We start from the raw sequence: 12,685 nt of genomic DNA, 5'->3' as shown, positions 1-12,685 counted from the left end.
ATATCGATCTCAAATCATGTTTGCTCCCTCATTAAAACAGGCACTGCTCTGCCTATCCTCCTTCGCTCTCTGTTTAACAAGTCTAGCCCAATGGGAAAATATGAATCCAGGCGCAGGCGGTCAGATCCAAAGCGTCGACCTTGACCCGAATATCCCCGGACGCGCCTACTACAGCTCTGACATGGAAGGCGCCTACCGCACCGACGACTATGGTGCCAGTTGGCAACTGATCACAGAGAACTCCGCCGAAAATAACATCCTGTTCGTGCGCGCAAAACCTGGGAACTCGAACCACTTATTCATGGGGCAGTTACATGGATTTGAGCGCAGCCTCGACGGTGGTCGCAATTGGGAACGTGCCACAGAAATTGATCAGCCGATCATGTTCCTCTCGATCAACCCGCAGAATACGGACGAATTGATCGCCGCCCCCGGCGCACGTATGCGCTGGAGAGCACGCAGTCGCCACGTCAGCCCACTTGGCACTCCAGGCATCTACCGTAGCAGCGATGGTGGTAAATCATGGCAATTCCATCACTTCGAAACAGGCGTCACTGGTCGCAAAGATGTGTTCACCGTCTATCACAACCCAGCTCAGCCGACTCAAATTCTCGCAGGTTCATTGCGCGGAGTCTATCTTTCTGAAAACGGCGGCGACACCTGGCAACTCGTCGATGCACCTGCCAAGACTGGCGACTGCTGGGGCGCATGCTGGAGCCCTGATGGCAAGCAACTCTTCGCCACCTACCGTGTCGCAACAAGCGAACAGCCCGCACACCGCACGCCCGACGACCACATCGGCAACCCCCAAACTGGCCTCACACATTTGTTTAGTAAAACAGCAGACGGCGACTGGATCGACCTTTCCGCCAATAACCCGAGTTTCGACGCAGGCAGGCGTAATAATAACAACTACTGGATGCCCGAGAGCGATTGTAAATCAAGCGACGGCAAAGTCACCATCGCACTGGCTCCCGTCAGCAATCGCGAAGGCCTGACACTCGTGCATATCGAAAACGAGACCGCCTCATGGGAGCGCATCTTCTTCTACGATCATCACTCACGTGTCGATTTCGACACTGGCTGGGAGCACTACTCCACACGTCCGCTAAGTTGGGAGTTCACACCTGCCTCATGGCCTAACACCGAGATCTGGACGACCGGCGACCAAACAATGTTTCGCGGCTCCATCACCACCAATTCCGATAAGGAGCTCGACCAATACAACAGCCGCTACGACTGGCAGAACATCTACACACGCTACGTGCAGACAATTGATGGCGTGCGCTTCTACCGCACACGGGGCGCGCAGTGCACCTTTATCTTCGATGGCGAAGCCTATAAAAACTACAGCGCACAATCCAATGGCGACAACGCAATCAAAGAAAGCTATGACTCTGGTTACTCATGGGCAGTCGGCCTACGCCTACCACGCAGCAACGCGATCCAAATCCTACGCGACTTTGAACCACCGATCGTGCTCGCACACACCTCCTCTGGCTACGGCGGTTCATCCGAACGCGGCGCACTCTGGTATAAACGCCTAGAACACATGTCCCCCAAAGACAAGTGGATCAAAATTGGCGGCGAACCAGCCGAACTCGGCGGCCTACCCGACAAACTTTACAATCAAATCATCCAAGATCCCCACCACAAAGGTCGTGTCTACATCGGCACACGACGCGCTCACACATGGATGATTGAAGACATCGAAGCATTCATTCGCGGCGAGCAAAACGCAGTCAATATTTCAGCAGACACCAACGGTCCATTCACCATCAACGACAAGGGCGTTGGGCTCTCGGTCGATCCGCATGATCCAAATGTGCTCTGGGGCATCGGCACACGCGATGCGACACACGAAGTCGGCGAAGATTTGTTTAAAGGCACCCGTCAAGCTGACGGCGTCTGGAGCTGGGAAGTCATCCGCAGGTCCGAAACGACCAATACGCAAATCGCCGTGTGGGATCACCTCGGATCAACTGGGCTCGGGCTTATCCGCGTTGACGACCATGGCGATCAATTCCTCGAAATTTCGATCGATGGCGGCATCAACTGGCAGCGGGCCCTCGACCGCACAGGCATTGCTCAACTGCGTGCCACTCCTGAGTGGCTCAAGAAATTCCCCTCGGAACTCTACATCAAAGGCCTCACTGCCAAAAACGGCAGCATCGCACTCGCCTACACTAGTGAATGGTCGCAAGCCAAAGGTTACGGCGTCTTCTTCGCGACACTCGAAGCAGACGGCACCGCGCACTGGACAGACTTCACAGGCGATCACCCCTTCCCTTATCCCGTCAAACAGCGCCTAATCCACGTCGAAGGCCACGACTGGCTCTACATGGGATCCAAAGGCGCAGGCTGGTGGCGACGCCCGCTCGATTAAGCCACAAGCTCTCAATTCCTTAAAGTTTTCAGCATTTCAGCATTTCATATGTCCACCGAACACACCTATCACTACGTCCTTAGCACACACTGGGATCGCGAATTCTATCAAGACTTCCAAGGCTTCCGCTACCGCCTCGTAGATATACTCGATGACGTGCTCGATGGCTTCAACGATGGACGCCTAGTCGGCACCTTTCAAATGGACGGCCAATCTAGCCCAATGGATGACTACCTCGAAGTGCGTCCAGAGCGCCGGCAGGAATTCGAGCAACGCGTGCAATCAGGCCAGATCAAACTCGGCCCATGGTATACGATGCCCGACCTCTTCATTCCCTCGGGCGAGTCACTGATCCGTAACCTCGAATACGGCATGCAAGTCGCACGTCGAGCAGGAGGCGAGCCCTCGCGCGTGCTTTTCTGCTGCGACGTCTTTGGTATGCCCAGCCAAGCGCCGCAGCTCGCCAAAGGCTTCGATTTCAAGATGGGCTTCATCTGGCGCGGCACGAACCGCCCCGACATTCGCCACCTCGACTGGGTCGGTGCCGACGGCAGCACCCTGCCCTGCTACCGTTTCGGTCAAAACAGCTATTGGGGCTATGGGGTGCATGTGCGCAACGTCAACAAATTCGACGTGCCACCAAGCGTGGAGCGCTTCGCCGCAGACCTCGCACATTACTCAGCCTCCGAGGCCACCTGCACGCAACCCGGCGCAGTGCTACTCTTCGACGGGATTGACCATGCCGCATGGGATGCGCCTCACTACGCGCAACTCAAGCCCTACCTCGCTCCCGCTGAAAAGAACGGCATTCAAGTCACACATACCGATTTAGACACGTATGCCGACGCCGCACTCGCCGATTGGGACAAGGTCGACGTCTCCCTCGAAGGTGAGCAACGCGAACCCAGCCTCCTCAAACACAAAGCCACCGAAAGCGCCCAAGCCGTGCTGCCTGGCACACTTTCCAACCGCGTCTGGATCAAGCAGCAGAACCACGCCTGCGAAATCCTGCTCTGCCAAATCGCAGAGCCCCTCGCCGCACTGCAACAGAAGCTACTCGGGAAACGCATCGCCCCAGGCCTCTTCGAAGCCGCATGGCGCGACCTCCTGCGCAACCATTTCCACGACTCCATCTACGGCAGCTACAGCGACGAAACCGACCACGACATGCGATCACGCTTCCGACAGACGCGCCGCATCGCCGAGGAAATCATTAAAGACTGCGCTCAACGAATTGCCGCCAACGTCGAAAGTGAATCCGATCACTGTATCACTATTTTCAATACACTCGCCTACCCGCGCAATGAAGTGATCGAAGCATCTTTCTTCCTCAGCACGCCCGAACTCGCTGAGAATGGCTTCCGCCTACTCGCCGCGGACGGCACCGAGCTGAATTATCAAATCCTAGAGCGCATTGAAACGCGCCACCGCACACGGCCATTCCCTTACAAGGAACCACTCCATGAGGACTCCCCGTTCGTGCGCATTGCCCTTCCACTTCAACTTGAAGGCACAGGTTACCAAAACCTCCGCCTCGTCGCAGGCGAACCGCCTGCCATCGCAAATAAGATCCAGACTGCCGAGAACACGCTCGAAAACGAGCACCTCTGTGTGCAAGTGAGTGCAAACGGCACCCTCTGCCTCACCGATAAATCCACAGGCGAAACCTACACAGACTTACTCGAACTCGAAGACGTCGGCGATCGCGGTGGCCACTTCTTTGTCGATGCCCTACCCGAGGATCATCCAATCCGCAGCAGCAACGTAAGCGCTCAAATCGAAGCCATCCACAACGGCCCGTTCAGCGCAGCACTCAAGATAAACTACAGCTTTGACCTACCCACAGAGGTGATCGATCTAAAACGCAGTGAGCACACCACAGCCTGCGCCGTTGGCATCACCGTGACGCTCGAAGCCGACAGCCCACAACTCAAGGTCGCCATTGATTTCGACAATCAAGTCAAAGACCACTGGTTGCGCGTGCGCTTCCCGCTGGGGTTCAAGACCGAAGAATATGTCACCAACACAGCATTCGACGCCATCACACGACTCGTCGATCCTGGCTATATCGCCGAAGAGCTCAGCGAACCTGTGCCCGTCGGATTTCCACAAGAGTCATGGATGGCCGCCAGCAACCAACGCCGCGGTCTAGCAATTCTAGCACCCGGCCTCAAAGAAGTCGCCGCACGCCAAGACGGCGAGTCCACCACCCTCTTTCTTTCACTCTTACGCGGCACCGAATTCTTTAAATTTGTCGACGCAAATCCACGCGCACAAGTGCTAGGCGCAAATCGATTTGAATTCGCCATCCGCCCGATCGCAGGCGCAATTCCAACTGCAGCGCTCAACGCTGAGGCGCAACAACTCGCCACAGAACCAGTCTTAGCGCAGACCGATGCCGCCAACCGCTACAAATATCGCAGCACACACGCACAGCAATTGCCCAGCACATACAGCCTACTCGAAGTCAGCCCTGAAGTCACCGTCAGTGCCTTCCGCGCCCTCTCGGATGCCGACTACGAGCTGCGACTCTACAACGTCAGCGATGACACACAGAGCACCAGCCTACAGCTCGAATCCACACTCGAAGCCATACAGTCCACTGACCTTGCAGGCAAGTCGCTCGATGCAGTCACTGATCGCGCACTACTCAGCCTACCACGGAAAGCCATCCAGACGCTGCGCATCCAGTAGTGCAGCCACGCTCCTCCGATCAATGAGTGTGTGTGGTGACGCTGTCCTGCGTCAGAGTCGAACCGAACCACCCGCAAACGAAAAGCCAGCACACCGCAGATGCGCGCAAGCGCGATCACCACAAACTTCCGCTCTCACCGAGCAATGCCGAGAATGAGTTGTGGTGACGCCGCTTGCGGCTGTCCTGCGTCAGAGTGAACCGAGCCACCCGCAAACGAAAAGCCAGCACACCGCATATACGCGCAAGCGCGATCACCACAAGCTTCTGCTCTCCGCCGATCAATGCCGAGAATGAGTTGTGGTGACGCCGCTTGCGGCTGTCCTGCGTCAGAGTCGAACCGAGCCACCAGCAAACGAAAAGCCAGCACACCGCATATACGCGCAAGCGCGATCACCACAAACTTCCGCTCTCCGCCGAGCAATATTGCTTCTAATTTCGAGTTTGTGCCACTGCGCATCGAATGCTAAACAAATATAAGATGAGCCGGCTCTATCATAACCCAGAAACTAATTTAAGGCGTGGGCGCTACTCAACTCCAGGAGGTCGTTATTTCATCACAATTTGCACAAAACCGAGAAAACCTGGACTGACTCAAAATCCAATCGGACAATCAATCATTGAGGCGTTACGTGAAATACAAAGAGCGCAGCAAATCAACCTGCACTGCGCCACGATAATGCCCGACCATGTGCACTTGCTTTACACACTCGGCAACACATTGACGCTCTCTCAAGTCCAAGCGAAGCTAAAAACGTTCACGAATCAAGCTTTGGCGACTGCCGAATTACATTGGCAGTCCAATTACTTCGACCACCACCTTCGGCACGATGCCTCATTAGAAAAATTCGCCTACTACATATTTCTGAATCCCTACAGAAAGCACTTGATTGAGGTGAATGAGAGTTGGCCGTGGTGGACATTGAATCGGAGCTACCGTCCCGAATTTTCATTGTCATTGAAAGATGGACAATTCCCGCAGCCTGAGTGGCTGCAAGAATCAGAGGAGTGTAATCTGAAAGCAATCATCGAAAGTGACTGTTAATGGGGCTCCAAGCAGCCCGCACAGTGTATTCAGTTGTGGTGACGCCGCTTGCGCGTATATGCAGCGTGCGAGTGCAGTGGCTAAACCTCGGTTCGACTCTGACGCAGGACAGCCGGCAAGCGGCGTCACCACAACTCACTCTCGGTGCAGTGCACCGCGCAGATTCAGAACCTTGTGGTTTGTGGTTATCGCGCTTGCGCCTATATGCAGCGTGCGAGAGCAGTGGCTAAACCTCAGTTCGACTCTGACGCAGGACAGCCGGCAAGCGGCGTCACCACAACTCACTCTCGGTGCAGTGCACCGCGCAGATTCAGAACCTTGTGGTTTGTGGTTATCGCGCTTGCGCGTATATGCTGCGTGCGAGAGCAGTGGCTAAACCTCAGTTCGACTCTGACGCAGGACAGCCGCAAGCGGCGTCACCACAACTCATTCTCGGCAGTCCACCGCACTCATTCTCGGCAGTCCACCGCACTCATTCTCGGCACAGTGCGGAGCCCTGCGTAAAACCCCGAACCAAAGTTTCGAGGCTACAGCTTCGCGTATCCTTCGCGCCCCTTAGCAGGCAAAAAAATATCCGTAGCTGATCACACCCGAACCGATGGCACCCAGCCAATCTGCACACGCCATTGCGACACAGCACGATTCGCTTCTTCAGGCGCACTGACCGTCACGACCGCATCGCCCACGATACCTGCGCTCGCCCAATACTTCCAGCTGCTGCCCTTCCAGATATAATCCACCGCCGGACAAACGCGCGTCCATTCGAGTCCCTGAACCTGCGGCCATTCCGCCGCAGATTCAACGCGACACCATGCTCCGTCGGCATCCAAAGCCTCCACCAAAACCATCAGCGCCTGACCATCCTGTGCTGCTGGCACTGCACAAGTCACAGACTCCTGAAAGTCTGTCACCGTGTCCAACAGCACTGCATCAAAGGCAATCACCGCATCCTGTGGATACTGCGTCGTCGCCCATGCCGACTCTGGCTCAGAGCGATAGCCATACGTTTTCGCTCCTGATGGATCACCACAAATCTGCCGTGGCTGCAAAGCCGCCGTGTGTTGCGCCTTGAGTTCGGCCGAAGCCTGTCCCATCGCTGCAACCTGCGCATCCGATAAAAAGCTCAAGTCCCCCCACACTTGCGGAAAGACTAAATGCCCGCGCGCTTGCTCCATCTGCATCGCAACCTCTAAGGCATCCGTCTCCATATGATTGCCCCAAGTTGTTTGTGCCAACCAAATGCCGAGCGTATCACGCATACTTTGCGGTAACCACGGCGTGTTCGCCACGCCGAGATCGATCGTGCGTTGTGCACTATCGCGATAGCGCCAGCACGGCAACTCCGACGCATGGCTGCCCTCCATACTCAAGCGCGGCTCGAAGAGTAGATCGCCTTCGGTTAAGAAAAACGGCGAACGTGCGCCCCAATACCAAATCAAACGAAACTCTGGATCCTCTTCACGAAAGCGACGCGCCATCTGCAGCAGCCGATCATGCATCGCGCGTGTTGAATATTTCCCGGGAAGCTGTGACTCCGTTCTACCATTACTGAAAAAGTCACCCACATCCAACTTCGCTAACTTCAAGCCGTTCTCACGAATGTGATGCAAGATCCCCGCCTCCAAAATATCAGCGTAGTCCGAAGCCAACGAAAAGCGGCGAGTAAAGTCCCACTTCAATAAACCATTCTCGAAATACTCACGCGGCGCCCATGCACCATTCGGCCCAGGAATACGACTGCCCTCAAGCCCGGCATGCTCACCCACGCCCCAATCCGCAAAGCTCGTCGAGAACCACAGCCCGAACTGCATGCCACGCGCCTTAATCGCTTCCACCATGGGGCCGAACCCCTCTGGAAACAAATCCTTACGCGGCTCTTTGAAATCACCCGTGGGATCAATCCAGCCGACGTCATACACGAAATAATCAAACGACAGTCCACCCTCCGCACAGCGATCGAGCTGTTCAAACGCACCCGCAAGCTGCTGCGGCGATAAGTCACGCGTTTCCGGTGTTTCCCCGAAGCCATAATCATTATGCCCGTAAGGATCATACATCGAAAAAATCTCCTCGCCGCGAGGACTCACACCATTGAGCCACGCATGGAACTGCGCCTGCGGCGTGCGAGTGGCATCCACACCGAGCAACATCTCAGGCAGTGCCAACGTTTCCCCCGCAGCAATCACTTGCCCATAAAGCACTGATGCGCGCACACGATTTCCTGGTAAATCCATCAGACACGCCGTCGGATGATTCAGACCAATAAATCCATGCGCACCGAGCGCCATGGGATGCCCCACCTCGGTCGCCTCCAACGCAGTCAGCGCCTGCGCTTCAAACAAATGCACGTCGAGTAAGGTCTGCGCCTTTTCAGATTCGTTACGCAGCGTCTGCTCGATCCGCAACACTGCGCCCTCTCGCACACAACGCTGCTCCAGCACGAATCCCTGCGCACGCCCCGTGCGAGACTGCGCCGCCGCATCCCAGTCCGACCACTGCCAATCCTCGACCACGACGTCGGGCGCACCACTGGCAATCCATTGATCGCACAAGAAGTGATCATACAAATAGATCGGCAAAGCCGCCTCGGATATAAACGACTGTCGACGATCCAAACCAACCACTTCGATCCGTAAGGTATTCGCCGCACCAAACTTCAGCTGAGCATCGTCGGCTTGCTCGGGCTGCAGCACGATTCGCTGCGGCTCGTGCCAACCACAAGGCGTCTTTGACTCTAACAGCAGCACATCATTCAAATACACCGCATACTGCTGCCAATCTTCACGATTCCAGCCGCCAAAGCATAATGTGATCGCCTGCCCCTCTTCCGCCTTCGGCAAGTCAAAAGACTGCTCAAACACACAGCTGCCATCAAACACATGCGGCACGATCCCCGTCTCGCCACTATTAGGACGACGCAGCAACAAACTCTCATTCTGCCCCGCGTCGATCAATTCGCCGTCAGCCGATAGTAGCTTAAAATCCCAATTTACGATATCCGTGCGCCAGCCATGCTTGGCAAAACTGAGACGCGGGGCACTCACAGAGGCACCATCCAACACAGTGCTCAACTCAGGAAAGAGGTTCAATAATTGCATGGCACCACAGTAACAAAACCGACCAATCCAAGCTTGAACCACGCCTGATTACTATTTGAATATATCCGATATGTTTAGAGCCGAATACACCATTACCCAAGAGGACGTCCGGCTCTCGGCAAGTTGCCCCATTCACATCGCAGAAGTCACACTGGCTAGCGGCGAAATCGCCGCGCACGATCATGAATTCTACGAAGTCGCATTGATCCGCTCCGGCAGTGCCACCCATCGGACTAGTGTCGCACGCTACCCCATCTCCGCGGGTAGCTTATTAATCCTGCGCCCTGGACAAGTCCACTCCTTCGAAGACATCGATCAACTCGAACTGTTTAACATCTACTACCTCAGTGAATGGTTGCTACGCGATCCTCATCTGCCCATCGAAGCGCCCGCGCTCTGCCTGCGATTCCTCGGCGATGCACTCTTCCCACAGCGCAGCTACGACGCACCTTTGCATTGCGAGATCGACCAGCTATGTGCTCAGCAAACCGAACGCGATTTAGCCTTCATCGAAAACTTGTCTAAATCCGAGACTGACACCGGACTCATCACACGCACGACTTTACTCAAATGCCTGGCACTTTGGAACCGATCGTTCCCTCCAACCGCGACTGAGGCAGAGCATTATTTAAGCAGTCCACTGGTGCAACAAGTGCAGCAGCAAATCGAGCGCACGATCAACAACGGTGACCGCAGCGATGTCGCAGGCTGGGCAACAGAACTCGGTTACTCACCTGATCATCTGGCACGCAGTTTCAAAACACAGACAGGCGAAAACCCCAGCACCTACTATCAGCGCCGCCGCCTGCAGCACGCCCAGCTCGCAGTCATCCACAGCACGCACTCTCTCAGCGAAATCGCCCATCGCTATGGCTTCGCCGATAGCGCCCACTTCAGCCGCGACTTCCGTAAGCAGTATCACATGTCGCCGAAGGCTTACCGCGCACGATTTACAGGCTAGTCATTCATATCATTTTCAGCGCGGCTATTTGGGGAGTGTCATTTGAGTCAGTTGCAACTCAATCACCGGAGAGGTGCACCCATTGATTTCAGCGGGTAGGCGCACGCAAATGCCTTCCTCACTCAATACGGTTTTTACCGGTTGGCCAGTCTCGAGGACTTTAGCGTTCGCCGATTGTGCGGTCACACCTTCGATGAAGAGCGCCGCTTCCGGTTGTAGTGGATTGAGATGGAGGTAGAGCGTTGTCGTAGACTGTGAAAGGTCTTTGGCGGTGATCCGTCCCCATGCCATTTTGCCGAGTGGACTGGCTTCGGTGCCGTAAATGGATTCGCTATTGGCGTCGAACCATGTGCCGATTTCACGGAGGCGTTTGGTCGCGGCGGGTTGAAAGCGTCCGTTGCCCATGGGGCCGACATTGAGTTGGTAGTTGCCTCCAAAGGAAGCGTTACTCGTGAGGTGTTGGATAAGCTGTTGGGTGGATTTCCAACTGTAGTCTTCTGAGTGATACGCCCATGATTCATTCAGCGTGCCTGAGGTTTCCCATGGCTTATCGAAAGCCTCCTCTGGAAAGTGATTGTCCATCATGGATAGGTAGTCGACGTTGTCCGATGGGTTGCAATAGTTGATGCGACTGTTGACGAGGCACTTATCGCTGAGACTGCGGATCAGTGAGATCAACTCTTCTTGACGCGCGGCAGGCACATATTTGGCAGTATAATCACAGCCGAGTTTTTTGTAGTCGTGCCACGAGTCAAACCACAGAATGTCAGGATCGTAGTTTTCGATTAACTCGCGGATCTGCACCAGGCACTTGTTCTGCCAATAGTGTTCGAACTCGTCCTGGCTTGGGTGGGTATACTCTTCGTTTGCCATGTGCACCTCGCAAATGTCGCCGCCGGTGCCTTCCCAGTCTTGCCAGTGCGAATAGTAGAATCCGAGCTTGATGTCGTATTTTTTACAGGCGTCTGCGAGTTCGCCCAAAATGTCGCGTTTGAAAGGAGTTTCGTCGAAGACGTTGAAGGTCGATGCCTTCGTGGGCCAGAGAGCGAATCCATCGTGGTGTTTCGCAGTAATGATAAAGTATTTCATGCCCGCGTCACGCACGGTGCGTATCCACTCATCCGCACAAAAATCGCTAGGGTTGAACGACGCGGCAAGCGCGCGGTATTCCTCACGTGGGATGTGCTCAGAGGCTTGCAACCACTCTGAATAGGGATGCTTCATCTTTTGGCCTTTCCACACGCCTGCTGGGTTACTGTATAAGCCCCAGTGGATGAACATGCCGAAACGATCGTGAGTGAACCATGCAGTAGAAGTCATTTTATATATCCTTTTTAGGTTAATTATGCTATTAATTATCAATATAGAATCTTAATTGGCAATTAATGAGGGAACTATGTCAACATTCGAATGCCATCAGCGTAGTGCTCTCGGTGTCGTCACAACGGGAAGCAGTAGATCAACTGGAACAGCCCGTAGCGCGTCGCTACTCGTCCGGTCGGTCACGAATCTCACTCTTTGTTTGCTCACGCACTTGATCGTTGAAGATCGAATCGGCCCATTCGAGTGCAGAGGCTTTATCATAGGAAGCGGCTTCAAGCGCGTAGGATTTAACCGCAACATCTAGATCTGGAGATGGGTCCAGCTGGTTAATATAATCACCTGCTTGTTCGGGATCATTGGAGACCCAGACCTTAAGTGCCATAACGAGTGCTTGATCTTTTGCAGCAGTTCGAGGGAGATCCAAAAACCACTGGAATGCAGTTTCTGGCTCATACTGAACCCAGCGCACTGCGAGTTGACTGGCGGCATCCACTGATTCAATGCCCTGATTTTCACGGAGCCAATGAGCCGCGCTTTGGAGTGCTTCAGTATCGAGATAGCGAACGATCATTGCCTGAGCCATATCCCTAGAGTCCGAGTGTTCGAAATATGTCAGCCACATCGTCGCAGTATCAATGCGCTGAATGTTGAGACTCTGAATGGCGGCATCCGTTAAATAGTCTCGCTCATCGCCCAAGTCAGGTTGATTGAGCACGGCCAGTGCCTCTACCGGCGACGCCGCAACCCAGACGGCATATGAGCGGCGCCGTGCTTGTTCACGAACATGCATGTCCACGTCAATGAAAGTGTCTTCGAGAAATGTGAAAGCAACTGCTCCACCCGATCGGTCGCTCCAAGCGTTGATTAATCGAGTGACCCAGTCGCCCTGCTCCCACAATTCGGGGTGAGACTCTATGTAGCGTGCCAAGGTCTCAAATTCATCTCCATAGAGTAATGAAAGATTTGCCTCATAGACCGCCCAATCGGGTTCGTCGTGCAGGCTCCTCAACTGAGAGAGTATGGATACGTAGGCCTGCGAAAACTCCTCCGGGTATGACTCAAACTGCTCGCTTGAAACTTCTATGAGTCCAATGGTCGACGAATCCGCGCTCACAGCTAAACCAGATTGAGGCAAAGCCGGCACCGACTCATCCTGCGAATTTGAGGAGGGTTGCAGAAA

General features: G+C 54.7%; 7 protein-coding genes. 4 read left to right on the top strand and 3 right to left on the bottom strand.

Features of this window, described 5'->3' with window-relative positions; translation table 11 throughout:
* The first annotated feature begins 16 nt into the window (after window positions 1–16).
* From GZZ87_RS09795 to GZZ87_RS09785, 3 genes are all read left to right on the top strand, one after another.
* Window positions 17–2,386 carry a hypothetical protein gene (locus GZZ87_RS09795; protein ID WP_162028233.1) on the top strand — a complete coding sequence of 790 codons (2,370 nt, stop codon included), beginning with the start codon at window positions 17–19 and terminating at the stop codon, window positions 2,384–2,386.
* Between the two features lie 48 nt (window positions 2,387–2,434).
* The gene (locus tag GZZ87_RS09790; protein ID WP_162028232.1) at window positions 2,435–5,080 is read left to right on the top strand and encodes a glycoside hydrolase family 38 C-terminal domain-containing protein; all 2,646 of its coding nucleotides are present in this window, start codon (window positions 2,435–2,437) and stop codon (window positions 5,078–5,080) included.
* Between the two features lie 461 nt (window positions 5,081–5,541).
* Window positions 5,542–6,123, top strand: coding sequence for a transposase (locus tag GZZ87_RS09785; protein WP_162028359.1), 582 nt, complete (start codon window positions 5,542–5,544; stop codon window positions 6,121–6,123).
* 584 nt (window positions 6,124–6,707) lie between these two features.
* Here GZZ87_RS09785 and GZZ87_RS09780 read toward each other — a convergent pair.
* Window positions 6,708–9,221 carry a hypothetical protein gene (locus GZZ87_RS09780; RefSeq protein WP_162026814.1) on the bottom strand — a complete coding sequence of 838 codons (2,514 nt, stop codon included), beginning with the start codon at window positions 9,219–9,221 and terminating at the stop codon, window positions 6,708–6,710.
* Window positions 9,222–9,276: 55 nt separating this feature from the next.
* Between GZZ87_RS09780 and GZZ87_RS09775 the strand changes: the two genes are divergently transcribed.
* On the top strand, window positions 9,277–10,182 hold the full coding sequence (locus tag GZZ87_RS09775; protein WP_162071436.1) for an AraC family transcriptional regulator: 906 nt from the start codon (window positions 9,277–9,279) through the stop codon (window positions 10,180–10,182).
* Between the two features lie 24 nt (window positions 10,183–10,206).
* On the opposite strand, the gene GZZ87_RS09770 is transcribed toward GZZ87_RS09775, so the two are convergent.
* Together GZZ87_RS09770 and GZZ87_RS09765 are read right to left on the bottom strand one after the other, a co-directional pair.
* Entirely contained in the window at window positions 10,207–11,502 is a 1,296-nt protein-coding gene (locus tag GZZ87_RS09770) for an alpha-L-fucosidase (protein ID WP_162026816.1), read from the bottom strand.
* A 166-nt stretch (window positions 11,503–11,668) separates the two neighbouring features.
* Window positions 11,669–12,640 (bottom strand): hypothetical protein, encoded by a 972-nt coding sequence (locus GZZ87_RS09765; RefSeq protein ID WP_162051182.1) that lies wholly within the window; start codon window positions 12,638–12,640, stop codon window positions 11,669–11,671.
* Between the last annotated feature and the right edge of the window lie 45 nt (window positions 12,641–12,685).

Origin of the sequence: Lentimonas sp. CC4 (assembly GCF_902728235.1) — a bacterium.
GTDB lineage: Bacteria > Verrucomicrobiota > Verrucomicrobiia > Opitutales > Coraliomargaritaceae > Lentimonas.
This window is presented reverse-complemented; position numbering and strand designations above follow the sequence as displayed.